The 26,934-nt window shown below is 45.4% G+C and carries 17 protein-coding genes; 4 read left to right on the top strand and 13 right to left on the bottom strand.

Annotated elements, in window-relative coordinates; all coding sequences use genetic code 11:
* Window positions 1–88: 88 nt before the first annotated feature.
* A complete protein-coding gene (gene carA, locus QUA01_RS24160; RefSeq protein ID WP_333092937.1) occupies window positions 89–1,240 on the bottom strand; it encodes a glutamine-hydrolyzing carbamoyl-phosphate synthase small subunit in 1,152 nt (383 codons plus the stop codon).
* A gap of 493 nt (window positions 1,241–1,733) precedes the next feature.
* Here carA and QUA01_RS24155 point away from each other — a divergent pair, with 493 nt between their 5' ends.
* A complete protein-coding gene (locus QUA01_RS24155; RefSeq protein ID WP_333092938.1) occupies window positions 1,734–2,210 on the top strand; it encodes a retropepsin-like aspartic protease family protein in 477 nt (158 codons plus the stop codon).
* A gap of 269 nt (window positions 2,211–2,479) precedes the next feature.
* Here the strand turns inward: QUA01_RS24155 and trpD are convergent, their stop codons facing one another.
* Window positions 2,480–3,595 carry an anthranilate phosphoribosyltransferase gene (trpD, locus tag QUA01_RS24150; RefSeq protein WP_333092939.1) on the bottom strand — a complete coding sequence of 372 codons (1,116 nt, stop codon included), beginning with the start codon at window positions 3,593–3,595 and terminating at the stop codon, window positions 2,480–2,482.
* A 5-nt stretch (window positions 3,596–3,600) separates the two neighbouring features.
* On the opposite strand from trpD, the gene QUA01_RS24145 reads away from it, so the two are divergent.
* Together QUA01_RS24145 and QUA01_RS24140 are read left to right on the top strand one after the other, a co-directional pair.
* A complete protein-coding gene (locus QUA01_RS24145) occupies window positions 3,601–3,747 on the top strand; it encodes a hypothetical protein (RefSeq protein WP_333092940.1) in 147 nt (48 codons plus the stop codon).
* Window positions 3,748–4,620: 873 nt separating this feature from the next.
* On the top strand, window positions 4,621–7,605 hold the full coding sequence (locus QUA01_RS24140; protein WP_333092941.1) for a PAS domain-containing sensor histidine kinase: 2,985 nt from the start codon (window positions 4,621–4,623) through the stop codon (window positions 7,603–7,605).
* Window positions 7,606–7,821: 216 nt separating this feature from the next.
* On the opposite strand, the gene QUA01_RS24135 is transcribed toward QUA01_RS24140, so the two are convergent.
* From QUA01_RS24135 to QUA01_RS24085, 11 genes are all read right to left on the bottom strand, one after another.
* Window positions 7,822–9,594, bottom strand: coding sequence for an adenylate/guanylate cyclase domain-containing protein (locus QUA01_RS24135; RefSeq protein WP_333092942.1), 1,773 nt, complete (start codon window positions 9,592–9,594; stop codon window positions 7,822–7,824).
* Window positions 9,591–9,986, bottom strand: a complete 396-nt coding sequence (locus tag QUA01_RS24130) for a response regulator (protein WP_333092944.1) — start codon at window positions 9,984–9,986, stop codon at window positions 9,591–9,593. The genes QUA01_RS24135 and QUA01_RS24130 overlap by 4 nt, the downstream gene beginning before the upstream one ends.
* Before the next feature lie 550 nt (window positions 9,987–10,536).
* A complete protein-coding gene (locus QUA01_RS24125; RefSeq protein WP_333092945.1) occupies window positions 10,537–13,926 on the bottom strand; it encodes a GAF domain-containing sensor histidine kinase in 3,390 nt (1,129 codons plus the stop codon).
* Window positions 13,927–13,973: 47 nt separating this feature from the next.
* Window positions 13,974–14,129 carry a hypothetical protein gene (locus tag QUA01_RS24120; RefSeq protein ID WP_333133235.1) on the bottom strand — a complete coding sequence of 52 codons (156 nt, stop codon included), beginning with the start codon at window positions 14,127–14,129 and terminating at the stop codon, window positions 13,974–13,976.
* A 182-nt stretch (window positions 14,130–14,311) separates the two neighbouring features.
* On the bottom strand, window positions 14,312–16,432 hold the full coding sequence (locus QUA01_RS24115; protein WP_333157002.1) for an FAD-dependent oxidoreductase: 2,121 nt from the start codon (window positions 16,430–16,432) through the stop codon (window positions 14,312–14,314).
* A gap of 244 nt (window positions 16,433–16,676) precedes the next feature.
* Window positions 16,677–17,660: a hypothetical protein gene (locus tag QUA01_RS24110; RefSeq protein WP_333092946.1), complete on the bottom strand. Its 984-nt coding sequence runs from the start codon at window positions 17,658–17,660 to the stop codon at window positions 16,677–16,679.
* Between the two features lie 14 nt (window positions 17,661–17,674).
* Window positions 17,675–17,980, bottom strand: coding sequence for an FAD-dependent oxidoreductase (locus QUA01_RS24105; RefSeq protein WP_333092947.1), 306 nt, complete (start codon window positions 17,978–17,980; stop codon window positions 17,675–17,677).
* A gap of 513 nt (window positions 17,981–18,493) precedes the next feature.
* The gene (locus QUA01_RS24100; RefSeq protein ID WP_333092948.1) at window positions 18,494–19,225 is read right to left on the bottom strand and encodes a ribonuclease HII; all 732 of its coding nucleotides are present in this window, start codon (window positions 19,223–19,225) and stop codon (window positions 18,494–18,496) included.
* The gene (locus tag QUA01_RS24095; RefSeq protein ID WP_333092949.1) at window positions 19,218–21,605 is read right to left on the bottom strand and encodes an Rne/Rng family ribonuclease; all 2,388 of its coding nucleotides are present in this window, start codon (window positions 21,603–21,605) and stop codon (window positions 19,218–19,220) included. Before QUA01_RS24095 ends, QUA01_RS24100 begins: the two co-directional genes overlap by 8 nt.
* A gap of 1,133 nt (window positions 21,606–22,738) precedes the next feature.
* Window positions 22,739–25,525 (bottom strand): TIGR03960 family B12-binding radical SAM protein, encoded by a 2,787-nt coding sequence (locus QUA01_RS24090; protein WP_333092950.1) that lies wholly within the window; start codon window positions 25,523–25,525, stop codon window positions 22,739–22,741.
* Window positions 25,526–25,666: 141 nt separating this feature from the next.
* A complete protein-coding gene (locus tag QUA01_RS24085) occupies window positions 25,667–26,020 on the bottom strand; it encodes an STAS domain-containing protein (RefSeq protein ID WP_333092951.1) in 354 nt (117 codons plus the stop codon).
* Window positions 26,021–26,403: 383 nt separating this feature from the next.
* Between QUA01_RS24085 and QUA01_RS24080 the strand changes: the two genes are divergently transcribed.
* On the top strand, window positions 26,404–26,598 hold the full coding sequence (locus QUA01_RS24080; protein ID WP_193975465.1) for a hypothetical protein: 195 nt from the start codon (window positions 26,404–26,406) through the stop codon (window positions 26,596–26,598).
* Window positions 26,599–26,934 lie beyond the last annotated feature (336 nt).

Raw genomic sequence — 26,934 nt, 5'->3', positions numbered from 1 at the left:
ATGACTAATGACTAATGACTAATGACTAATGACTAATGACTAATGACTAATGACTAATGACTAATGACTAATGACTCCCCAAAGATGGCTAAGCTGTGATTTTCTGATGGTCTCGCATGGACTGCACGAATCGATCGAACAAATAGTCAGCGTCGTGCGGGCCCGGACTGGCTTCCGGGTGGTACTGGACTGAGAACATCGGCAAGGTTTTGTGCTTCAATCCGGCTACGGTGCGATCGTTCAAGTTGAGGTGAGTAATTTCTACTTCGGGGACTAGGGAATCCGGGTTGATCGCAAAACCGTGATTTTGGCTAGTAATTTCTACTTGCTCCGTTAAACCCGCAGGATGATTCAAGCCCCGGTGGCCGAACTTGAGTTTAAAAGTTTCCGCACCCAAGGAAAGTCCCAGCACTTGGTGTCCCATGCAAATGCCGAACACGGGTTTGTCTGACTTCAACAAAGCTCTAGCCGTCGCGATTCCTTCAGTTACCGCCGAGGGATCTCCCGGGCCGTTGGACAGAAAAATGCCGTCCGGGTTGTATTTGAGAATTTCCTCCGCCGACGTGTCAGCGGGTACAACAATTACCCGACAGCCGTAACTCGCCAAACGCCGCAGAATATTGCGCTTGATCCCAAAGTCGATCGCCACCACCGTCCACATTTCGCCGCTGGCCGGTTGGACTGTCGGACTGAACTCCCACACTGAGTCCGTGGCTTCCGACCACTCGTAAACCTTGCGGGTGGTCACTTCGCGTACCAGATTCAGCCCGGCCATACTGGGAGCGTTTTGGACTTGCTCCAACAGCTCTGCCTGGTCGAGAATCACTGTCGAGATGCCGCCGTTAATCGCTCCCACAGTGCGAATTTTGCGGGTGAGGGCGCGGGTGTCGATGCCGTAAAGGCCGGGGATATTGTGCTGTTTTAGGTAGTCTTGCAGGGATTGCGAGCAGCGCCAGTTGCTGGGGCGGCTGCATACGTTACGGGCGATCGCACCTCGAATTTGCGGCCGCGAGGATTCTTCGTCTTCGAGATTTACCCCGGTATTGCCCAATTCTGGATAAGTAAAAGTGACAATTTGGCCGCAATAGCTAGGATCGGTCAAGACTTCTTGGTAGCCTGTCATTCCCGTATTGAAAACTACCTCGCCGACGACGGTGGCGTCAGCGCCAAACGACCAGCCGCGGTAAGCAGTACCGTCAGCCAGGACTAGGAGAGCGGGTTTTGCTGTTGAAAGTGACATGGCATCCTTAATTACTGGACTTTGGTTTCATTCTTACCACTGCCTGCGATTTGATGCTAGCCGGCAATATACAGATATTATTTTAATTTTTGCAACTGTTCGGGAAACGAAGGCGCCTGTGCACTGCCATAGCCGAGGTTTGAGGAAGAAGCCACGCGCGATCGAGCAGAAGCAACCAGTGCAAATTATTGGCATCTGACGCCTGCACGAACAATTGAACCGCCAGCAGCTTATGAGTCTGGAAAACAGTCTAAATCTATACTAAAAGGCAATTTTCACTGTTACGATCGACAAACAAGCGTTTAAACAAACTATGGTCAGCAAATCTCCCTTGCCTTTACTTTCCAACTCAAAAAAGCCTCAACCGAACGCTAAAAACCTCCGCAAACCTTTACTGCTTTTAACAGCAGTTATTTCTCTGAGCAGTTCAATTTTACTTGACACTGCAGTCAACTCGTCGCCAGCGACTGCTCAAGAGAGCGAGGGATGCTTCATGCGTAACGACCGCGGCCAAACAATTAGCTTGAGCCGCTCTGTCTGCGGTTTTATGCCCCAAGAATTGGCTCCTGCAGGTTCGTCTGATACTAAGGCTAATACTAAATCGGGAGTATTTCTGGTCAAAATTAAACGCCGAGAAGCTAATATCCCAGTGATAGAAGTCACGTTTAACGGCACGCAAAAGTTTGAAATGATGGTGGATTCTGGAGCAAGCCGCACAGTAATTACGCCAGCAATGGCTACTGCTTTGAAGATAGTTCCTCAAGGAAGCGTGCAAGCCAAAACTCCCAACGGAGTGGCTACTTTTCCTCTGGGCAATCTTACTTCGATCGAAGCTGGCGGTTTGGCGATTACAAATGTAGTTGTACCGATATCGCCCGCACTAGACATCGGGCTGCTGGGTCACGATTTTTTTGGTAATAAAGATGTGACTATTAAGCAAGATGTGATTGAATTTCGATCGCGCTCTTAAAGTGGAGTCATTAGTCATTAGTCATTAGTCATTGGTCATTAGTCATTGGTCATTAGTCATTGGTCATTAGTCCGAGCGTGCGAATACCTTAAGAGTTCGCTGGGTTTTGCAAACAGTTGATCCCTGCGTAATGGTTCGAGTTTGCTCGATCGCCAGAAGCGAGAGACGATCGCAAATTGTGCATCTCATTCTTCCCTCCTCTGGCCTCTAACCTCTTTTTTCAACATCTGTTAAATCAGCCAATTGCATCAGATGCCGAACTTCTTCCTTCACCGCAAAAACTCAATTAACTGCTGCAATTTCAACCAAGATTCGCCGCTCGATAAAATCTCCTTAGCCAAATCAACTCCTGCAGCGTGGGAACCCATAGGAATTGCACCCCCCACTTGAAAAGCTAAAGACGCATTCAAAGCTACAACATCCATTTGCGCTGCTGTACCTTTGCCTTGCAAAACATTCCGCAAAATCTCGGCGTTTTCCTCAACATTTCCGCCTTTCAAGGAGCCGATCGCACTTGGTGTCAATCCTACCTGTTCCGGGTTTAAAGTAGTAAGTTCCACCTTGCCGCCCGACAAAATCGCCAAATCAGTCACATCACCCAAACCCGCCTCATCCAACTTTTCTCGGCCGTGCACCACTATCGCCAACTCAGTCCCCAACTCGCCCAAAGCTTGCGCCACAGTTGATACCATCCTGGGATCGAACACCCCGATTACCTGCCCATCCGGGCGCAGAGGATTGACGAGAGGCCCTAAAAGGTTAAAAACAGTCCGCACCTTCAAAGTGCGCCGGAGCGATGCTACAGCCTTGAGTGCTGGATGCCACCCTGGCGCAAATAAAAAAGTGATCCCTACCGAGTCTAAAGCAGCTTTTACCTTCTCCATATCGGCGTTGAGGTTGACTCCGAGTGCTTCTAGCACGTCAGCAGAACCGACTTTGCTCGATGCCGATCGATTTCCGTGTTTGGCGACTCGCACTAGGCCTGCGGCGGCAACAAAAGCTACAGCCGTGGAAATGTTAAATGTGGAAGCGCCATCACCGCCGGTGCCGCAAGTATCAATTAATTTAAGATTTGAACTTCGAGATTGGCGATCCAAAACACTTTCTGACTCGCCTGCGAGGGACTCAAACTGCAATACCTGAGCCATTCCCGCCAATTCTTGAGCAGAAATGCCTTTAGCTTGGAGAGCAGCTAAAATTGCGCCGGAAAGTGCCGGGGGTATAGCTTCTGCTAGCCATCCCTGCATTAAGTCGGTGGCTTGGGCGCGCGAGAGAGATTGTCTGTCTAACAGTTGTTGTAGCAGGGCTGGCCACAGAGGAGAATCCGCTGTCAAAGTTGAAGCTGCGGATATATCTGGTGTTGCGAGTACGGGAGAATCTGTCATTTATAGTGTTAGTCAAATTTAGCCCGATCGAGCTTAGCGGCCAAACCGAGAATCGATCGGCATTTTACCAGACTTACACCATGTTCAATTTTTGCGTGGGAGATTTTAGAATTGGCAATGACTTACTGCACAATGGTTTAGAGCGTCCTTAAAATTGCATCTTGTTTGGGAAACTGCCCAAATCTCACCCTATTTTGAGCCCAGGGATCAGATTTTGGCCCCTGATATTAGCAGCGTTACATGATTTGTCCGCCCGCAGCAGCCGAATATGAAGTTTTTGATACAACAATTGCCCTCTTGTTATGGCAACTTTAAAGGGAAACGCGCGATCGTGCAACTACCAGCAGTCCGCTGTATTATATTTGACTAAAAATAATTAACAGTAACCGAGAGCACCAACGGATACAAGTTTCCGACAAAAGTTGTGGATACCCCAAAATTTTAGGCCAGAGCGACAGTCACAGATTCACTGCGCCGCAAGTCCATGATTCGATCCAAAATCTTCAATCTCCCAATCGACAGCACAGCACCCACAGCCGTTCAGTTGATATCCGCAGGTTAGTCACAGGAGACAGAGAGTCGATCGAACTTTGACCCAAACCTTAAAAATAAACTCTTGCGGTTGTAGAAGTAGCTGCCTCTGATTATAGTAAAACAGCATCGCCACTAACTTATTTCAGGGTACTTAACTGCTAATATATTCACACAGATTTTAAGGAGCAGGTTGGGAATCGAGCAACTCGGCCGTCTGAAGACCAGCCAAATCTTAAAAAAAGACAAACCCAATCAACTAAACTTGCCTCAATAACATCTAACATCTAACATCTAACAGCCCAGCAGGAAAAATGAATCAACATACTTGTATAATTGCCGCCCCGGACACAAACCAATCGCCAAGATTTGTGGGCGATCGCTTGTTTTTCGCGATCGGGCGGCACAGTATTTTCCTGCCTAGTTAACAGTTCATACTTAACAGGAACATACTAAAAATATTCAACTCCAATACAAGAGCAGGGTATTCAAAAGTGGCAAATCAACAATTACAAAATAAAGCAATAGAATGCCTGAATGTCCAGGAGGCGCTGCAGCAAATGGAAGCAAAATATTACAGTATGTTTGAAAATGCTGTTTCCGGCATTTTCCAGACCACACCCGAAGGGCGTTACCTCAGCGCTAATCCCGCTTTGGCTCGGATTTACGGGTACAATTCCCCAGCAGAATTGATGGGGAACCTGACCGATATCAGCGATCAGCTTTACGTCAATCCCGATCGCCGCAGCGAGTTTGTTTCGGCTTTACAAGCGCGCGGCATCGTATCGGATTTTGAATCGCAGATTTATCGCCGAGATGGCGCAGTAATTTGGATTTCGGAAAATGCGCGAGCAGTCCGCGATTCCGACGGCAAATTGCTTTATTACGAAGGGTTTGTCGAAGATGTTACTCAGCGCAAAAATGCAGAAACTGCACTGCGAGAGAGTGAAGAACGCCTGCGAATGGTAATAGAAGGCGTTAAAGATTATGCTATATTCATGTTAGATACTAAGGGATATGTAGCTAGCTGGAATTCCGGCGCTAAAAGAATTTTTGGGTATGAAGCCAGCGAAATAGTAGGCAAAAACTCGGAGTGCTTTTATACGCCTGAAGATATTAAAATTGGCAAACAGCAAGAAAAATTAGCCACAGCTACCGCAGCAGGTAGATATGAAAGTGAAAGCTGGCGGTTCCGCAAAGATGGCTCTCGATTTTGGGCGAAGATTATTGTGACTCCTTTGCGGGATGAAAGCGGAGAGTTGCAAGGCTTTTCTCAAATCATGCAGGACATTACCGAGCAAAAGCGGGCTGCAGAAGAAAAAATGCAGTTGATTGCTTCTTTACAAGAATCGGAAAGGAAGTTTCGCACTCTCTATGAATCGACAACTGATGCGGTAATGCTGTTAGACGAACAGGGATTTTTGGATTGCAATCCAGCAACTTTAAAGTTATTTGGCTGCAGCACAGAATTGGAATTCTGCGGCAAGCATCCTTCGGCATTTAGCCCGCCGTTACAACCGGGATCGGAAGATTCTATGAGTCTGTCTCAAGAGCGAATTAATACGGCGGTGCAAACGGGAAGTTGCCGTTTTGACTGGCTGCACCGACGTTTGGACGGTTCCGAGTTTCCGGCGGAAGTGCTGCTAACTTCTATGGATATCGGCGGCAAAATTGGGCTGCAAGCTGTGGTGCGCGATATCACTTATCGGGTGCAAGCCCAGGAAAATTTAAAGCAGGCTAACGAGGTTTTGGAATGCCGGGTGAAAGAGCGGACAAGTCAGTTGGAAGCAGCTATTAAACAGTTGCGTTTGTCGGAGGAAAAATTTTCTAAAGCTTTTCGATCGAGTCCAGATCCGATGACTATTACTACTTTTGCAGGCAATTTTATTGAAGTTAATGATAGTTTTTTAGCGATGACTGGCTACAGTTTGGCAGAAACTATTTATCATACAGTAGATGATTTAAATATTTGGGTGAAGCCAGAAGAACGAGTTAATTTTAGGAAAATATTGCAAGAAAAATATATTGTTCGTAACCAGGAATGCGAATTTCGGGTGAAGTCGGGATCGCTGGTGGTGTGTTTGCTTTCAGCAGAGTTGATTGATTTGGAGGGCGAACTTTGTATGCTGGGGGTGATGACGGATATTACCGATCGCAAACGTGCAGAAGAAGCCCTGCGGGAAAGCCAGCGGGCACTGGCGACGCTGATGAGCAATTTGCCGGGGATGGCCTATCGTTTTCGCAATGATGCCGATCGCAGTATGGAGTTTGTCAGCGAAGGTTGCTATCAATTATCCGGCTATTCTCCTGAAGAATTTATCGGCACCAGGCAAATTTCTGTATCGGAATTAACACACCCGGACGATCGCGATATTTTGTGGAATGCCATTCAAATAGCCTTGGCAGAAAATCGCCCCTATCAGCTAAATTATCGAATAACTTGTAAAAATGGCGAATTAAAATGGGTTTGGGAGCAAGGTTTGGGAGTGTATTCCGACTCTGGAGAATTGATAGCTTTAGAAGGGTTAATTACTGATGTTTCCGAGCAGAAACGCAGTGAAGAAGCTTTGCTGCAGTCGCAAACAGAGTTAACTCAACAAAAACTTCAGCTAGAACATACTTTGCACGAATTGCAGCAAACTCAAGCGGTATTGATTCACACTGAGAAAATGTCTACACTCGGTCAAATGATCGCTGGTGTGGCTCACGAAATTAACAATCCCGTTAGCAGCGTCTGCGGCAATCTCGTCCACGTCGGCCACTACACCGAAGATTTGCTAAATTTGATCGATATGTATCAGCAGCACTGCCCGCAGCCGCCCGCACCAATTCAAAATAAAATTGAGGAAATCGAGCTAGAGTTTCTGTTAGAAGATTTGCCAAAAGCAATGTCCTCGATGCAGATTGGGGCCGATCGCATTCGGGAAATCGTGCGCTCTCTCAGAAATTTCTCTCGCAAAGACGATTCTCAAATGAGCAAAGTCAACCTGCACGAAGGCATTGAAGGAACGCTGCTAATCCTACAAAGCCGGTTGAGGGCGCGCGGCAACTATCCCGAAATTGCGGTAATTAAGGACTATGGAAATTTGCCTTTGGTTGAGTGCTATTCGGGTAAAATAAATCAGGTATTTATGAATTTGATCGGAAATGCGATCGACGCGATCGAGGAATACAACGCAGGGCGTTCAGTAGAGGAAGCCCAAGCTACCCGCAGCAAAATTAAAATTAGGACAGAAGTCCAAAACTCCAACGCTGTAATTCGGATTTCTGACAACGGCCCAGGGATGCCGGAAGAAGTTTGCCAGCAGTTATTCGACGCCTTTTTTACCACCAAACCCGCCGATAAAGGCACTGGTTTGGGCCTGTCAATTTCCTATAAAGTTGTCCGAGAACACGGAGGCACGCTGAGTTGCGTGTCTGCACTCGGTCAAGGAGCCGAATTTATCATAGAAATGCCGATGGAACAAATTAGTTATTAGTTATTGGTTATTAGTTATTGGTTATTGGTTATTGGTTATTGGTTATTGGTTATTGGTTATTGGTTATTGGTTATTGGTTATTGGTTATTGATACCAAATCCGGGTTTTGGATATCCTTTATGAACCAGTCGGCGCAGGCCGACTTTGTTTGACAAGGCGCGGTTTCAACCGCCGAATCATAAACGGGGTATGTTACTAACAACTAACAACTAACAACTAACTAAGACACCTATCCCAATAAATTTGAGCCACCTTATCTTCCGGATTTTGTCGCCAACAATCCGCAAAAAGTTCCCCAGCTTCCCTAAAATTATTCATATTGTATAAAAACAAAGCCTCAGCAAACAACCGCAAATTAGCCAACTTTCCCGCCTTAACTTCCGGCAAATCCGCCTCAAAAACTTCATAAACAGTCACCCATTCAGACTTCCCCTTAACCTGAACCTTATCAATTACCCGAATCGCATAATCAGCAGGATTTGTCAAGCGATCGAAAGTCTGTTGAGTAATTAACAGCGAGACCCCATAATTCTTCGTCAAGCTTTCAATTCTAAAAGCCAAATTAACCGTATCACCAATAACAGTACCGTCCATCCGGCTGTTTCCGCCAACAGTACCCAACATCAAAGAACCAGTATTAATTCCCACCCCAATCTTAATCGCCACATCGTCCGCAGCAACGCGCTGTCGATTGTATTCAGCAAGACTGTGTAGCATCGCAATTCCCGCTTTCACAGCATCATCCGCACCCTCGCTAAACAAAGCCATAATTGCATCGCCAATATATTTATCAATAAACCCCTGATTTTCTAGAATCAGCGGTTCCATATAACTCAAATATGAATTTATAAATTTGAAATTTTCTTCTGGTGTCATCTGTTCCGAAAGAGTCGTGAAATCGCGAATGTCAGAAAATAGCACCGACATTTCCAACTCCACCGCATCTCCCAATTTAACATCAACAATACTGTCACATCCCAAAAAAGATAACAACTGATTGGGTACAAAACGACTTGTCGCCTCAACGATATCTAATTCTGCCTCCAGTGAAAGTTGCAAACTGCTATTGACCTCAAAAAGCTCCTCCATGAACTTTTTGCGCTCAGCCTCAGCTTCTTTGCGTTCTGTGATATCTAGAAGAGTGTTGATAGCATATACAATTTTGTTCTGCTGATCGTAAATCGGGGAAGCATGAATTTCTAGGGGAATAATCTTATTTTCGTGCCGGACTTCTAAATCGTCAGCCACCGAAGTTTCGCCCCTCAATGCCCGAATGACTGGCAAGTTTTCCACAGGGCAAGGTTCAAGACTTCCTGCTGGATAAACTTGATAAACCTCTGACAGTTTTTCGGTTGGGAGTTCAGACACGACTCCTTTGTTAAATATCTCTTTTGCTTTTTTATTGATATAGTAAACTTGGCCATCAGCATTCAGCACTCCCACCCCGATAGGTATTGCTTCCAAAAACTGCATCAAACGATTTTCGTTCTCGTGGAGTGTCGCAATTAGTAGCGATTGCTCGCGGTTTAAATCAGCCAATTCCTGATTCATTTGCTGAAGCTGCGCGTTTTGTGATGCCAGAAGTTGATTTTGCCGATAACTATTTACTGCTTGTTTTACCGTCAAACTCAAGTCTTCTTGTTGCCAGGGTTTGGCTAGATAACGATATAAATTTGCATTTTTGATGGCATTGCCCACCGCCTCAATATCTGCTTGCCCTGTCAGCATAATTTTGATAGTTTGGGGCGAAAGTAGGTGGACTTGTCTTAATAGTTCATCTCCCTTCATCTCAGGCATGATGTGATCGGAAATAATTAACGGTACTTCATACCCATCTAACAATAATTCTTCAAGCAACTCTAATGCTTCCTCCCCACCCTCGGCAATTTCGACCAGATAAGCATTGCCGACAGCTTCTTGGAGTTCTACTTTGAGGCTCTTGAGTACAGTGTTGTCATCATCTACACAGATTATTACCTGTTGTTTCATAACTTCAACAAACCAGATTTTATAGTTTCCAGTAAATCGGCTTCCGACCAAGGTTTAGATAAGCAGCGATGGAGATTAGCCTGCTTTTTTACTCTGTCAACTGCTACTTCGTCAGCTTGACCGGTCAGCATAATTGTAATAATATGGGGGTATTGTTTGTGAATGCGTATCAGTAACTCATCTCCCTTGATACCAGGCATCAACCAATCAGAAATAATCACAATAACGCTAGTTTCTTCGTCATATAGTTCGCCGATAACCTCTAACGCCTCTTCAGCATCTTCGGCTCCTTCATAGGTGTAGGTATCCCCAAATTCTGCTGCTAGCTGTGTCCTGAGACTATCTAACACCATTCTCTCATCGTCAACGCATAAAATAACTGGTTTAGACATTTATTTTTTCTACTTCGTAAGTTTTTATTAGTAGGAAAAGTAGTAAAGTGTATTAGTATGCCCGATCACATTTTAAGATGCTACTTGGCGATCGCGCTGGCGACCGTTACCTTGGTTTTTTACCAAAATACTTGCTGACAATCCTCTTGGCAGAGTTCAAAACCCCGTTTCTTGGTTTAAGTGCGATCGCCAATTAAATGCCGCGAAACAACCAATTTCCAAGTCCTCTCCCCTCCCCAGTCGCCGAAACTAAGACATCTAAATGCGTAGCAGCTTAGCCGAGCATAACGCACCGTACAGCGATTTTACCTCGATTCCCGGTAGAATCCGAGTTATTGCTCTCAAAACGCTTTAACTTTTGCCATCCTCCCAATGGGGTAGATTGCAGATGGGATGGAACTAAATAAAACCCCAGCTACTTACTGCGTTATATCATTTGCCAGATACTTCACCTCCTTATATAGCGGTTCTCAAGCGTCGTGAGGTATGCCCTATGCCCACGGAGGCCTATGCCCTATGCCCAGCGGCACCTCATCTTTCGCTCGAAAGGCTATACACCACTGATTGGCAGAAAAACATTAAATGTAGTTTGACCGGGAATCGATTCCACTTCAATCTTTCCCTGATGTTTTTCAACAATCTTCTTGACAATATCCAGTCCCAAACCGCTGCCTTCTCCCGGAGGCTTAGTAGTAAAAAATGGGTCAAATATTTTCCCTTTTATCTCCTCTGGTATGCCCTTACCGCTGTCGCTAACACTAATCTTAACCTGCTGGTCTTGTTTTGTCACATCAATAGTTAGCGTCCCCCGATAATCCATTGCTTGCAAAGCATTGTGCACCAGATTTGTCCACACTTGATTCAGTTCGTCGGGATAGCAAAGTATCGGCGGAATTTCGGCATAGTTTTTAACCACCTCAATGCCTTGTTTTAATTGATTTTGATAGAGAGTTAAGATAGTTTCTATCCCTTCTGCAATGCTGGCGCTTGTCTTGGTGCCAGACTGTTCGTAGCGGGCATAGGTTTTCAAAGCAAAAACAACTTTTGATGCTCTATCTGTGGCTGTGTTGATAATGGCAATACCTTTTTTTATTTCTGACAGTTTGTATGCAGATTCTACAAGATGCAAGCTGTCAGGTCTTTGCAGCAGTGGTATAAAAGTTTCGATTCGCTCGTAGACCCCCATCATGACTAATCTATCAGCCACAGTATCGGCACTCTCAATCTCTAATGTTTCGAGTTGGCTTCTTAAAGCTTTTTTTAATTTGCGTTCTTCTTTGGTTGATAAGTTTGTAGATTGTTGGAGAGAATACTGAAGTAATTCTAAGAATTTCTGTCCGGCTTCTGGGGAGAGAGATTGAAAAAGTGCGGGCAATTGTTCGAGAGTTCGATCCAAGAACTTAGAAACATTGCCCGAACTGGAGCGAATTGCACCTAGGGGCGTATTAACTTCGTGGGCAACTCCGGCTACAAGTTGTCCTAAAGCTGCCATTTTTTCTGATTGAATCAATCCTTCTTGGGTGGCTTTGAGTTGCTGGAGAGTATCGCTGAGTTCCTGATTTTTTTGGTGCAGAGCTAATTCTGCCTGTTTGCGATCGCCAATTTCTCGCCACACTGTATGCAGAATTTCTTTACCATCTACAGGAATTATAGTCAGCAATACTTCTACCCAAAAATCCTCCCCATCTGCACGCCTGTGCATCCATTCAAACCGATAGCTACCTCGCTCAAATGCTATGGCAATCATGTTGTTAGCTTTCTCAAATGACAAACATCCATCTGGCTGCATTTCGGGAGAAAGCAGGGAGGGATGTAGAGAAAGAAACTGTTTTTTATCAGTGCAGCGCATCATTTTGACTGTGGCGGGGTTGCAGTCGGTAAATATGCCTTCATCTAACAGCAGAATAGCATCGGCAGATTGCTCGTAAAGTTGTCGAAAGCGAGCTTCTGACTGCTGGAGTTCTTGGGTGCGTTCTGCTACTTTTGCTTCTAAGTTGGCATAGAGTTGGGCATTTTCTATGGAAATTGCCGCCTGCGAGGACAAGATTTTTAAGAGGGCTAATCTGTCGGGAGTAAAGGCACCCGTTGTCAGGTTGTTTTCTAGGTACAGAATTGAAACAAGCTTGTTTTTCTCTATCATAGGAACGCAAAGAATAGATTTAGTTTGATGTGCCTTGATATAAGTGTCGTTAGTAAAGTTACCTTCACGAGCAGCATCATGGAGAACAACATATTTGTGAGTGCGATCGACATAATTAATAACGGCTCTTGAGACTAAATCACTGCTTTCAAGTGGGATTGACTGTAATAAATTGATGCTGTCGCAATCAATAGCAGCGGATGCTTCAATTAGCAGTTTTTCCTGAGATTTTAACAACAAGTAGCCTACCTCTGCGCCAGCATTTTCAATCAGAATTTTCATCAATTTTCGGAGTAATTGTTCGATCGCTATTTCACCAGCAATAGCTTGGGAAGCTTTGATAACTGTAGCTAAATCTAAAGCTGTACCTGAACCTGTGGTAGTGTGTGTATCGATCGCGATCTTGCCTGTGTTCTTAATGAGACTCGCCGAAGATTGAACCCGTAATTGTGGATATCTTGCTTCTAAATTCTCAACTTTTGCCCTAGCTTGCCAGCGAGTATAGCCGTAGTGTGCTCCTTTGAGATAAGTTTGGGCAATCTCCTCGATACCGCTTGCCAGATAAAATTCTGCCGCTAATTCACAGGCTAAAGCTTCATCTTGAATATATCCGGTGTCTCTTGCTCCTTTAATCGATCGCTCGTAAAGTTTAGCGGCTTGCCAATTATCTCCCAAGACTCTTGCTTTTTCAGCTTTTATTAAATCGTATTTATGTTGAAAATTGGCTGGGGCAAGTTCTGCCCATTGCTTCATTTGCTCTTGATTTGATTCCACTTGGTACAAACTGTCTGAGTATTCGGTAGAATACTGAGCGAGAATAGCAAGAGAAGAGTAGAAGTTGTGAATAGCGACATACATAAATCCCATGACAGAATCTATGTACTCTGCGGCGGCGATCGCATTCTTCACGGCCTCAGCATAGTCTTTGAACAAATAAGAAAGATTTAGTTTAGCAAGGTAAACAATAAAAAGCAGCGTGCGGTTATTCGCTGCTAATAAACGGGGAAGGATTTCGCCTTCATTAAAACTTTCCCCCTGCAAGCAAGATGGCTTCGCAGCTTTCCCCAAAAGATTCAAGCTAACTTGCCGCCATATATTAGTTTGATAGATAGAGTATTCCTGTTTAAGCTTCACTAGCTGTTCGCAAGATAGCTGCATTTTTAACTCTACAGCTTCGAGTTGTTCTCCCGTCAAAAATAGGGTGACACAATAATCCTTAATACAATAACAGGCGTACTCATTATCTCCTGTATCCAGTCCACTTTGAATTCCTTCTTGCAGCAAAAAAAGGCTGTTTTTTGCTGGATCTTTCCAGTGTTTTACTAAGGCGCAAAATAAGTTATAAACTTTGGCTTTAAGTTCTTTAGCATGATATTTATCTACTAATTTAATAGCCAATTGTCCCGCATGATATCCCGTTTCTATCTTACCTTTTGCCGAACAAATAGCAGCATACCAAACATAGGCATAAGCAGCCAAAGCTGAATAACCTTTTTGAATTGTCAGGTTAACCATTGTCAAAATAATTGACAGTAAAACTTCCGGTTTGGCAAAATAAGCTGACGGACAAATAGACATCAAAATCCGCATGGCTGCTAGTTGAGCAGCTTCCGTCATTTCCGGGAATTTTTCTAAGTCTGTCAGTGCTGGCAACTCTACAATGCTATCTTCGCCTGTTGATAAAGAAATTCCCAGTAAATTCAATGCTTCTAAACCAGTTTCTATAGCTTTTACAGGTAGATTTTGAGCTGTATAAATTTGGACTTTTAACTCGTAAGTTTTTACCATGTCTATTTGCATACAATGTTTTCAATAATTTATTGACAAGCAAAGCATTATCCTGAGTTTTATGTACTATTAATTCTGCTAAAAGTTGTAGGCTGGCGCGATCGCAAGATTGGCAGTTGGTCAGTGGAGTATAACTTTTTGGTGCCTGCACGATAAACTTGATACGCTTGTGATAATTGCTGAGTTTTCGCTTCTGGTAAAGCGTTTATGCTCATCAACTCTTCTGCTGCCTGGTTGGCCTAGTAGATTTATCTATTTGGTTCGTGAACCGATACATCCACAGGCATCGTGTTTAAAAATTGAGTCAGTTGACTGCGACTTTGCTTGACTTTTGCGTAGAGTTTGGCAAGGAAGTGTATTTTGAAGGAGTAGAGCGAGAGTTTCACATTTATGTTTTTTAGTCATTAAGTGTTTTCGACTTCCTCCGAAGCTCTATCGTCTCTGTAATAGATTTTACAGCTAAATCTCCAACTTCCTTCATCAGTTTGATAGCCAGGTTAGGCGATAATTTTAAGAATTCTTCTAGCCTTTCAGTTGTGATTCTAATAACCCGACACTCTGTCTCTGTATACATAGAAGATGTTCTTATTCCTTCAGTAAAAAATGATAGATACCCCAGGAATACATACTCTTCGTCAATTTGTGCAATTTTTTCTCCCTGTTGAATTATGGAAACTGTTCCACTTAAGAGCACAAACATATCTTCTGAACGCTCACCCTCTCGACAAAGATACTTTCCTGGGGGAATGCTCAGTACATCGGAAATATTTCCTACATATTCTTCAGGAGTCCAGCTAGAATCGATTTTAAATGCATTGTCAAAATGGCTAAAACTCGGGTGAAATTTTGCTCCCAAATTCTTGGCTACATGAATGGTTGTATCAATGGCTGTTCTTAATGCTGCTTCCACCCATCCACTGGTTACCGAATAAGCATCTCCTGCAAAATAAAGAGCTGATTGGTGAGAGTAGTCTTGGTTATAAGTCGATAACGCTAGATTTGCCATCCAGGTTCGGGAACGATAAAGCTTGGCACAACCTGCATAAGTTGGCTGTTTAGACCAGTGAACCACAACAGGCTTCGAGCGATCTACAAAGGGAGAGATTTTTGTCGCAATATTTTCCGCTCTTAAGCATATGTTATCTAGTTCTTGCAGACAGCGCTTGGCTAAGTCCTCATCGTCGGAAAACGCCAGTAGCTTACTTGCATCGTCTTCCCATGTGTAAGAGACAAGTAAGACACCTGGTTCATCCTGGATACTCTCTGTTTCCAGGGCATAGCCATAAACTCCTTGAATAAAACTATCTGTCATAATAAGTTGTGGGATGTTACTTTTTTCCCAATAACGCTCTTTAAGAGGGTAAAACACTTTGCAGCTTGAGATCCAATGAGACTGTGCAATGCTACCTCGCACATACAACGGAATCATTTCGGGTGTGAATTTTTGGAGATCGACATTGAGTTGAAGTGCCCAGGTAGGGCAAGTTAATACAACTGCATGATAGTGCTTTTTCCTTAATGCACAGCCAAGGTCGATACCCGATGCAGTTTTTGTCAAAAGTTGTACAGGTGTTTTGCAATATAGATTGATATTCCACCTATTCTCTTTGATTGCATCATAGAGAGAAAGTTCGCCAAATTTCCCTTCTAAGGGGTGATATAACATACCCTCAGCCATAGACTGAACGCCCAGCCAGTTTGGTGAATCTAATTCTAATCCATTGCTATCAAATATTTTTTCTCCTTGGTGAGGACCTCCACGAAAAGTTCCATTTTCTGGATGGAAACGACCTTGTATTAGTTGATGATTAGTTCCAGATCCAAACAGTAAAGTTCTAATGGGATAAAGTGCAGAGATATGGAAAAATGCACCCCAACCTCCGTCTCCAGCACCAATGACATAAAAGATTTCAGATTCTTCTCTTGTCATTCCTAAACCACCAAAGTCTCTAGGGACATTTGGATTGTATGTTTCATAAGCTGGGGTAAACACTATATCTACAAAACTCAAATCCCAATAACGCTTGACAATTGCTCTCCATAGAGATTGCCATATATGACCACCTTGACTGTATGCGTGTTTGGTATTGGACTGAACGAGTTCAGCAAAATGACTCCACTTATCATACACTCTCTGCAATGCTTCGTGAGGAGGTTTTTGTCGCTCCTTTTCCCAAATATCCATTCTTGGTTGAAGTGTCATATCTGGGATAGGTCTATACCCTTCATTGACATAAATTCCAGTATTGGCGTGAGGCGAACCAGGGTTAGGAAAATGCTGAGTTCGTAGTGAGTATAGGCTACAATAATAGTCTAACAAGCTATTGCCAGAGCCTGGTGATGGAAAAAATGGCATTCTCATTGCCCCCATCTCAAAAGTTGTATGTTGTCCGTCTGCTGGAATCGACCATAAACGACCACCTATACGTCCACTTGCTTCATAAATGTCGATATTTTTAAATCCGCAGCGAAACAGCTCTCTTGCTACTGTTAAACCTGTTATTCCTGCACCAACAATTGCGATAGTTTTGTTTGGGTCGGTGTTATATGCTATTCCAGAGTCCGAAGATAAAGATAATAGATGGTTATAGTTGAATAGGCGATCTGGATCGTTAGGCTAATGATATTGCCACGGGCTTTCAGATAAGGTTAATTCTTCTTGACAGGAGTAAACAGAGCTGGACTTTTCTCTCGACATACAGACCTCTCTAGAGACTACTTTGTTTCTTGGCAATATAGGCTTTTTCTAAACAATTATGTATCTAGTTAATCAAGACATTATACCTCTCCTTTAACGGGTAAAACACCTTGCAGCTCGATATCCAGTGAGATTCCTTGATGCTGTATGTGACATCAAATGGCAATTGAGTTTTAGGGTCAAAACCTTCAAAAGTCATACCCATTTCTAAAGCCCAAGTCGTAGGTGTCAGAATAACTAGATCGTAATTTCTCGGTGACTCCAAGTTGGCAGAAGTTACCTCTACGTTTCTGTGATCGAGGTATTTGATTTTATTTACCGGATTCTTCAGATACAGATTTACATCATACTTGCCTTTCGTTTTTGACGCTTCATAAAGCGACACATTTTCAACAAATGCACTGGTCACAGGCTGATAAAACAGGCATTCTGCAAATGTTTGTACGCCGACATAACCGGGAGAAGCAAATTCGCGATCCAGACTGTCTGTTACTTGCTCCCGATATTCAGGTCCCGGTACAAAATTTCCCTGTCCGTCAAATGTTCCTTGAATTAGCTGATGATTCGTACCGAAACCGAACAGTAATGTTCTCATCGGATACAGACAAGAAATGTCGTAGAAAGCCCCCCAGCCGCCATCTCCAGCACCGATGGTATAAAAAAGTTTGGACTCTGCTTCGTTCATGCCCAAACCGCCAAAGTATCCCGGCTTAGAAGGGTCGTATCTATCTATTGCTGGCATATAAACCAGCTCTCTAAAATTTTTGTCCCAATAATATTGGACGACATTGTGCCAAAACTCTTCCCATCCATCTTGTCCGTAAAACTCTTTGCAAACACTCGTTACCATGTCCGCAAAATGCAGCCATTTATCGTAGACAGCTTTGAATAATGGATTGGGAGGGCCGCCATTTTTATGCCATATATCGAGTTGCGGCTTAGGATAGGGATTTTGAGTATCGGGGCCGCAGCCGTTGTTCAAATATATTCCGGTATCGGCTATTGATGAACCGGGGTCTGGGAAAGGCTGCGTCGTAATTTGAAACAATTCTCGGTAATAATCTAATACACTGTTGCCGCTGCCAGGAGCGGGGAAAAAGGCATCCTCATTGCACCCATTTCCAATACAGTATGTTGCCCCTCAACTAATCTGGAATATGTTCTGCCGCCGATTCTGTGGCTGGCTTCATAAATGTCAATATTGGTGTACCCGCACCTGAATAGCTCTCTGGCTGCGGTGAGTCCTGCTATCCCCGCACCAATAATTGCCACTTTAATCTGAGGGTCGTTGTTGCAACCAATAGATTGATTTTTGTTGATTTCTAGTAGGTGGTAATAGTTGAAGTTAAAATCTGCGGTATTGGGCAATCTAAATCTCCAAGGAGTTGAGGGAACAGATGCTGGTTCTCTGTATTCACCGCTACTGCCAAACAAAGCTTTATTAATTATGTTTTTATTTTCCTGTGATTTTGAAAAAAATTATAATCTGGAAAAACTCGAATGTGAATAATTACAGAATGATTTAATATGATTAGTTTGACTACTTTTGTGAATAATTACAGAATGATTAATATGATTAGTTTGACTACTTTTCCTAATTTTGTAATAATAGCTATTAGTTATAAGCTCAAGCTTTAGTAAATGCTGATTATTTCCGATAAGTAGGGCTTGCTGAAAAAGTCCACAAATCGAATCTAGGTGCCAAACAGCTTGAAAAATGGGAGATTCGGAGATGGGTTCCCAAATTTACTCCACAATTTTCCACCGAAATCCAAGGATTTTGAGCCGACAAACGTCATAACGAGAGCACTTTTTTGTGTTTAAAATCTTGCAACCATTGGTAGTCATAACTTCTAGTTCTATTCAGCAAGCCCTAAGTAACTATTTTTGACAAGGGCTAAATGACACTCGGTGCAAGACAGACGCACCGCAACGTTCCAATCCCAACTTGTGTTTAGCTGTTCCATATCCTTTGTTATTTGTCAAGTCATATTCGGGATACTTAACAGCCAAGCGCACGATTAATTCATCGCGCCAAACTTTAGCGACAATACTAGCAGCGGCTATCTGAATCGATCGCGAATCACCTTTAATCATCGTCTCTTGTGCGATCGCCAAATTGGGGATTCTTTGATTCCCGTCAACCAAACACAAATCTGGAGTAACATTCAACTTCAAAATCGCCCGCTTCATCGCCAACAAAGAAGCTTGCAAAATATTGAGGCGATCGATTTCCCGCACCGAAGCCACACCAATTTGACAGTCAACAGCCACAGCCCGGATTTTTAGTGCTAACCGACTCCGGGCTGCGGCACTCAACTGCTTGCTGTCGCGCACCCCGCAACTTGCTAATTCATCGATAACTTCGTCGGGCAGAATGCAGGCGGCCGCCACCACGGGCCCGAACAAAGCTCCCCTTCCTACTTCGTCCACACCAGCTATTATCTGAGTCCGAGAGGGGGATTGGCCTTCGGCTTCGCTCAGGCTAGAGAGGGGGAGATTGGGGGAGGGGGAAAGATGGAAAGATGGGAAGAGAGTAAAAATTTCTACTTTTTTGTTCTTTGTTCTTCCTTCTTCCTTCTTTCCTCCTCCCTCTGACTGGAGATCAGTCATCTACAACAGCAGACGAGCGACGGCGGCGGCGGCGGTTGATCGCTGGCTCTTCGGGTTCGCTTGGTTCGCTTGATTCGCTTGACTCGCTTGATTCGCTTGATTCATTCGACTTATTCGACTCGTTTGAGTCATTGGATGTCAAAGGCTGATTCAACTCGCTTGACTCATGGAATTCGATCGACTCCTCGAATTCGATCGGCGGCTCCAATGCTCCCCATTCATTCGATTCGTCCATCCCATCGCTGGTTTCCTCCTCGTCGCCAGCAAAATCATCCATGAGGTCGATCGAACTTGCACCGTAAATTTCAACCTCATCATCAAGATCGAGATCGTCCTCATCATCCTCATCACCCAGAGAAAATACAGGCTCAACTGCCGATATTTCTGCATAATAATCAGCTTCCTCAGCCTTCTGTGCTGGCGCGGGCGGTTCAAATTCAAATTCGAGCTGCTCGAAAGACGACTTGTTCGGGGGTTCTCCGGGGAGTGTCACCGAAACGATCGCATTCTTAGGATTTTTTACACCGCGATCCGTCATCACCAAAGGAGAAACTCCCATCAGAGCATAAACATCCTGCTCCTCGGCTGTCATTTCCACCGAAATCATTTCAGGAGGCTCCACCATCGGCTTCATCAACTCAGACTTAGTTGGACGCACGCGATCGAAATCCTCGCGCCTGCCAACAGCAGCCATATTCACCAACCCGAAGCCCTCCGAAGCGGCGCGGATGCCGGGGGGTGCGAGATACTCAGAGCGCGTCTCCACGACGGGCGCACTGTTGGTATTCGGCAGTCGCAACTTGTTGCGTACCGGTTCCTCCTCGGCTACAGCAAAAGGCTCTTCGCCAATTCGGCGACGACGGCGACGTCTGGTTCCGTTCCCCAAATCCTGATAGCTGGGATGGTTGAGCAAGTCCAAAGACGAGGCGTTGCTGCCGGTCTCAAAATCCAAACTTTCGCTAGACGGTTCCCAAGCAGCCCGAGCTGGTTCGACGGAACGTTCTTCTCTTACTGGTGCAGGAGTTGCAGCCGCCGTAGGTGTCAGGCTGCGGCGTTCCAATCCTTCTGGCAAATTCAACAAAAGGCGGTTGGAAGAACCCACAGTGCGATCGGGCGATTCCCGCACGGCACCGGCGATATCGTCTTCGCCGGGGAGGTGTACCAAATGCCCCAACCCGCTGCAAGTCGGGCAACTGTGGCCGAATAACTCGTAAATATTTTGACCTTGGCGCTTGCGAGTGAGTTCTACCAGTCCCAATTCCGACAGTTGAGCGATTTGTGGCCGAGATTTGTCTGCTTTGAGAGCTTTATTGAAATGTTCCAGCACTTGCAATTGATCGCGGCGGGATTCCATGTCGATAAAGTCAACAATAATTACCCCGGCAATATTCCGCAGCCGCAGTTGTCTGGCAATTTCGGTTGCTGCTTCGCAATTTGTCCAGAGTACAGTTTCGCGAGCTGTGGCCGATCGAGTAAACGAGCCTGAGTTGACATCAATCACCGTCAGGGCTTCAGTCGGCTCGATGATCGCGTAACCGCCCGAAGGCAAATCTACCCTCGGTCTGAGGGCTTCTCGAATCGCAGCGTTGACGCGGAAAAATTCTAAAATCGAGGCGCGCTCTCGGTGGTGGTCGATCAAAACTCCTGCTGGAAGTTTACCGCCGTTCCAGCTCATCAACTGCTGTTTGACACGCTTAATGCCATTTTGCGAGTCCACCACAATCCGATTCACGTCACCGCTGAACATATCCCGGAGTACCCGCTGGATAAAATCGTCGTCGCGGTTTAGCAGTGCTGGCGCTCGGGAAGTACCGCCTTCGAGTTGAACGGATTCCCACTGTTTTTGCAGCACTTCCAAATCTTCCATGATGGCTTCTTCGGTCATGCCTTCGGCTTCGGTGCGTACCAGCAGCCCCATCCCGGCCGGTTTCACCAAAATAGCTAGGGCTCTGAGGCGGTTGCGCTCGGCTTCCGACTTGATCCGGCGGGACAGATTGACTCCCCGACCGTAGGGCATCAGTACCAAATAGCGGCCGGGCAGGGTGATATTGCCTGTCAGCCGGGGGCCTTTGCTGCCCGTCGGTTCTTTCATCACCTGTACCAGCACTTTTTGCTGGGGGGTGAGGAGTTCTGTAATTGCTCCTGCCGATCGTTTGAGCCGCAGCGGGCCGAGGTCTGTGACGTGCATGAACCCGTTGCGTTCTGGGTCGCCAATATTGACAAAGGCCGCATCTATCCCAGGGAGTACATTTTCGACAATTCCCAAGTAAATATCGCTGACTTGGTGGCTGCCTGTGGCTACCACGAGTTCTTGAATTTGATCTTCGGAAAAAACGGCAGCAATGCGATGCTGCTCTGCTATAACTATCTGCTTTGTCATTCAATTTCCTCAAAAAAATGGCAGCAAATTAGAGACACTTACGCACGCTCATAGTGCCTCTTACTTTGACTGTAATTATTAGTAGTAGCAGGAAGAGTTATTAGCTGTGAGTTGGTTCAGGGTGGAATGACTGTTAACTGTTGACTGTTGACTGTTAACTGTTGACTGTTAAGTTAAGAGGGCGGGCACGGGGGCACCGCCCCTACTGACTGTTAACTGTTACAGATACAGTGTTTGAATCCACCCGATCGCGAGTTATGAGTTATGCTTCGCAGACTGAGCTGGAAGATAGAAATAAGGACGTTTTTACCGAGTTATAAATATTGAATTTTGATTTGTGAATTGCAAACTCTCTCACTCAATCTTCAACACTTCCAACTCTTCCTTTGAACGAGCGTGAATAAATTCAGTGACTCCGTACCAATTTCTTAACACACAACTTAACACTACGAACTGATAACTCCGCTTGCGTGGTTGAGGGCTGGTTTTGAGCAAAAGTTAAGTAGGATTGAAAGCGCGTAGACTTTTGTTGAATTCTTGCGGGATAGCGGTCAACTTACCCCAGCTTGACATTCTTCGACTGCGACTTTTGCCTGTGCCAACCCTAAAACCTCTTGATTCGATTTTAGATACTTCGACTTCGCTGTAGAAGTTTGAGATACTTCGACTTCGCCGTACAAGTTTTAGATTTACTCCACAGATGAATCAGGGAGCAGGAGCTAGAATCTAAAATCTCAAATTTTTGCTTCTTTACGACGATTGTCGAGAGCTTGTCTCTGTTTTCCGATCGAGGTCAAAAATATCTATTGTTGAATACCAGCAGAGCGGCTTGAACCGTGAGATTTGTGAGTAAGCCGACGATCGACAATGAGTCGAGCGATCGAAATTAATCGCTAAATTTGGTTCAGGCCCGGCTCCTGCGGGTTTGGCACTAGATTTAGCCGGTCAACGTACAAAAAGGCTTAAAGTCTTGAACAGAAGCAGTTTCACCCAGCCCGCGTTGCTGGTTGACTCTTAGCGACGAGCGACTAAAGCGCTCGAGCCGCTGCGGCTTCCATAACAAACAATTATAGCTTAAGCGACACATCCCGATCGATAGCCCTAGTGAAATATTTCACCAGGGCTTCCCTATCTTAACAATAACCTAGGATTAGCTGACTGCGCTGAACTTGCAGAAGCTGAATTTCCTGCCCGCTGACTTGTTCGAGCATGAACACAAGATGTTCGGGCTTGAGCAAGTTGCCATCGCTGCGACAACTGCCGGTATAGCGCAAGACTGCTCTACCTTCGGATGTACCGCCACAGCCAGAGGCGCTGGTAGCTGGTAGCTGCTCTACAAGTTCTAGTTTGTGCAGCCGATCGCGCAAATTGACATCCTTAGTCTTTCCCGACTTAGTAGTGTGCACCCGCCAAAAAGCCTCTGTTTGGGCGATCGCCCCTACCCAAGCTTCCCAGTTAGCGCTAACAGCGACAGAGACAGCAGCCGAATTTTCACCTTCAAAATCGCCATTTTCTGCCAGCGGGCCTGTTGCTGCGACAGTAACGATATACTCAGCGGCTTCTAACAACTGGTTGGCAGAAGGAGCCTTGAGATCGATCTGTTCCACCTTGTAAATCGGGATATTTTCTGGCAGAGTCGCCACCAATTTTTCCCGAAAAACCTCAATATCGATCGGCCGAGTAAGCTCAAAATCAGCAATTTCCCCTGTGCTAGTGACACCCAGAGGCAGAGCGTTTGCCACCGAAATCCGAGGATTCGGGTGAAAGCCGCCGGTGAACGAAATCGGCAAATTGGCCCTGCGGACAACTCGATCGAACAATCGCAGCAAATCCAGATGACCAACCAAAGCCATATCGCCCACCTTCCCGAACCAAACCCGAACCCGCTGTTGCCGCTGCGTATTCGGCACGAACTCACCGGCAAACTCAGGAATTGGCAGCGCATCCACCACCACGTTGTGTCCGAAATCCGTGCCGCAAACCCCACAGCGCGAACACCCTTCAAAGGAACAGTCAGGAACCGTCGCCGCTTCCAAAGCCTTTTGCAAGTCAATTTTCAGCCAGTTTTTGTCGATCCCCGTGTCTAAGTGATCCCAAGGCAGTGGTTGATCGAGGGAGAGGGGGAGAGTGGGGGAGGGGGAGGGGGAGTGGGAGAGATGCGGAGAATTGGGAAAATCTTCTTTGATTTCTCTGCCTTCTGCCTTCTGCCTTCTGCCTTCTGCCTTCTCCTCTTCCTTCTGAAAAAGATTCCATTCGCCGCTTTCAACTTGGCGGTATTTCCAAGTAAGGTCAGATTCATCTATCGCCTGAGTCCAAGCTTGGTAAGCTTGATCCAAACTTTCCCACCAAGCATCCATACCAGCGCCAAGTTCCCAAGCGCGACGGACTACAGGGCCCAAACGCCGATCGCCCCGTCCGACAAAATCCTCCATTGCCGAAAGCCGCACATCAGTATAATTCACCTTAAGATTTCTCATCGCTTTAAATTCTCCCTTCAGGAGTTTTTGCTTGCGAGAAAACTCAGCAGTCGAAACCGAGTGCCACTGAAAAGGAGTGTGAGGCTTAGGCGTAAAATTAGAAATTGTCAAATTAAAATTCAGTGGCCGCCGGCCATTCAGCCTGCATTCCCTTTGCAGCCAGCGGACTGTTTCGGCGATTCCCAGCACATCAAAATCTGTTTCTCCGGGCAAACCGATCATAAAATACAGCTTGATTTTATCCCAACCGCGATCGACCGCAGTTTTCACGCCCCGGAGCAATTCTTCGTTGGTCAAGCCTTTGTTAACGATGTCCCGCATCCGCTGAGTGCCAGCTTCCGGGGCAAAAGTCAAACCGCTTTGCCGCGTGCCGCCGAGAATGTCGGCAATATTATCGTCAAATCTGTCAACCCGCTGGCTGGGTAGAGACAGAGAAATATTTTGATCTTTGAGGCGGTTTTTGATTTCCATCCCGACTGCTGGGAGTGCCAGATAGTCGGAACAACTGAGGGAAAGCAGGGAAAATTCGCTGTGCCCGGTGGCTTTCATCCCTTGTTCGATCGCCTCTACGACTTGCTGCGGTTCGACATCGCGCGCGGGGCGAGTCAGCATTCCCGGCTGACAGAAGCGACAGCCGCGGGTGCATCCCCGGCGGATTTCGACTGTCAGTCTGTCGTGTACTGTCTGCACGTAGGGCACTAGGCCGATCGAATAAGCTGGTATCGGAGTCGCGACTCGGCGCAGAATTCGATCTGGAACTTGCGGGCGGTTGGGATGAACCGAACCGTCTGCCGCCATATCGTAGAATTGCGGGACATAAACGCCGGGAATTTGCGCTAAATCCAGCAACAGCGCTTCTCGACTTAAATTATTAGTTTTACCTTCTGCCAAAACCAAGCTGATTTCTGGGAGCAATTCTTCTCCATCTCCCAAGGCGATGAAGTCAAAAAAGTCAGCGTAGGGTTCGGGATTGGATGTTGCGGTTTGTCCGCCAGCAAAAATCAGCGGCCAATCGCCACCATTTTGAGGGTTTGTCGCTCTTTCTTTCCAAGTTAGGGGAATGCCGGCAAGTTCCAGCATTTCCAGAATGTTTGTGGCTCCGAGTTCGTAGCTGAGGCTGAACCCTAGAATATCAAATTCTGTGAGCGATATCCTTGATTCTACTGCAAACAAGGGAGTTTTGGTCGATCGCAGTTTTGCTGCCAAGTCTGGTGCGGGCAAATAAGCTCGATCGCACAACTGCCTCGGCAAAGCGTTCAAAATATTGTAAAGGATGATGTGTCCCAGATTGGAAGCACCAACTTCATACACTTCTGGATAAGTTAGCACCCAACGCACGCGAGCTGCATCCCACAGCGGGCGCGCCGCCCCCAACTCGTTACCCAGATAACGAGCAGGCTGATTGATTTCTGCTGTAAGTAATTCTTCGATTTTTACTGGCACGGCTCGACTCGCTCTGATATTTGCGACTCCTAAGCAGCCTACCTTAAAATCGCTCAACACGCCAGCGACAGTTTGCTATATTTTCGGGCATTTCACTCAATTTGTTGTGTTTTGTTGCTGCTTTTGACCTCTAGCCAGATTTTACCAGTGCTTGGGGGCGCGGGAGTTGGCCGCTTCAAAACTTTCGACGCTTTCAAATATCTCAAAAACTCGATCGAGTTGACTGAGTTCCAGAACCATCCTAATCTGGGTGCAAACTGAGCAAATACTAAACCTACGCCCCATTTTTTTTGCCTGCTTTAAGCCGGAAACCAATGCTATCAAACCAGCACTATCAATAAATGTTACTGCGCCCAAATCTACGAGTACCGCCACAATTCCCTCAGTCTCAATTGCTGTTGTTAGTTGCTGTCCGAATTCTCCGGAGGTAGCTGCATTCAGGTGGTATAAGGGTTGAATCACTGTAATTGGTTTCGGAGCAAGAAGTGTTTGCATATTTTCAACCTATGGTTTCTGTGTATTGTCTACTATGGTGTTATCTGGTTGTCAGTCTAAATCTATTTTATACCTTGAGCCTAACTTGCTCTGAGGGAAACCGACAAGCTGTTTTCACTAATTTTACTTAATTTTTATTTATTTACTCTTATTTATGCAAAATTACCCAGGATTGGGAGAGGAAACGTAAGCTGCTATACTGTTTTTTATTGATGCTAGCAATCGCAAGTCTTGGCAACTCTAAAAATGGCGATCGACTTTGTACTAGCTGTTAAGTTAAACCAATCAATGTAATTTAAATCACTTATTAGTGGTGATTTGGATCGCGCGCGCGATCGACTGTTAATAGTAAGATTATAGTGTATGGAGTTCTCAGAGCTAATATGCAAGCAACTTATGCTATTCGTCATCTGGTAGAAAAAGCCCTCTACATTAAGCAGTTGACGCCTGACATTGAAAACGAAATCAACTACGAGCTCACCCGTTTGGGGTACATCTCGGATATTGATTATGAGGCTTTAGAGTTATTAATGGATGAAATGGATGCCGGCCGGGTGCAATTGGTATCTAGTCGATAGTGGGAACCGGGCGACACGGAAAAATCAAACAGCGAAACAAAATCCTGGCGTGGCGCACAATATAAGAGTGCTAAAATCATTGACTGCAGCACGGTGTTTTTCCGAGCTATCGATGGTTGGGGGGATGATTGCGGCGATGGTTCTCGAAGACTTAAATAGCACATCATAAGTCCGTATAACCTGTCTTTTCTTTGGGGAAATACTTCGGATTTCTCTACTTTCAAAAAGCCCATCTTTGATTTGAGCTTTTTTGGTTATACTTAAAAAAAGCTTTATGAGTATAACTTTATACTATTACTTACGATAATCCGTCGCTACCAGACCAAGCTCAGCTTA

The organism is Microcoleus sp. S36a_B3, assembly GCF_036700745.1.
Taxonomy (GTDB): domain Bacteria; phylum Cyanobacteriota; class Cyanobacteriia; order Cyanobacteriales; family Microcoleaceae; genus Microcoleus.
This window is presented reverse-complemented; position numbering and strand designations above follow the sequence as displayed.

Bases quoted from the DNA above. Each gene is read 5' to 3' on its own strand.
- carA (WP_333092937.1), bottom strand. From the start codon at position 1,240: ATGTCACTTTCAACAGCAAAACCCGCTCTCCTAGTCCTGGCTGACGGT.
- QUA01_RS24155 (WP_333092938.1), top strand. From the start codon at position 1,734: ATGCGTAACGACCGCGGCCAAACAATTAGCTTGAGCCGCTCTGTCTGC.
- trpD (WP_333092939.1), bottom strand. From the start codon at position 3,595: ATGACAGATTCTCCCGTACTCGCAACACCAGATATATCCGCAGCTTCA.
- QUA01_RS24135 (WP_333092942.1), bottom strand. From the start codon at position 9,594: ATGAAACAACAGGTAATAATCTGTGTAGATGATGACAACACTGTACTC.
- QUA01_RS24130 (WP_333092944.1), bottom strand. From the start codon at position 9,986: ATGTCTAAACCAGTTATTTTATGCGTTGACGATGAGAGAATGGTGTTA.
- QUA01_RS24125 (WP_333092945.1), bottom strand. From the start codon at position 13,926: ATGCAAATAGACATGGTAAAAACTTACGAGTTAAAAGTCCAAATTTAT.
- QUA01_RS24120 (WP_333133235.1), bottom strand. From the start codon at position 14,129: ATGAGCATAAACGCTTTACCAGAAGCGAAAACTCAGCAATTATCACAA.
- QUA01_RS24100 (WP_333092948.1), bottom strand. From the start codon at position 19,225: ATGACTGATCTCCAGTCAGAGGGAGGAGGAAAGAAGGAAGAAGGAAGA.
- QUA01_RS24095 (WP_333092949.1), bottom strand. From the start codon at position 21,605: ATGACAAAGCAGATAGTTATAGCAGAGCAGCATCGCATTGCTGCCGTT.
- QUA01_RS24085 (WP_333092951.1), bottom strand. From the start codon at position 26,020: ATGCAAACACTTCTTGCTCCGAAACCAATTACAGTGATTCAACCCTTA.
- QUA01_RS24080 (WP_193975465.1), top strand. From the start codon at position 26,404: ATGCAAGCAACTTATGCTATTCGTCATCTGGTAGAAAAAGCCCTCTAC.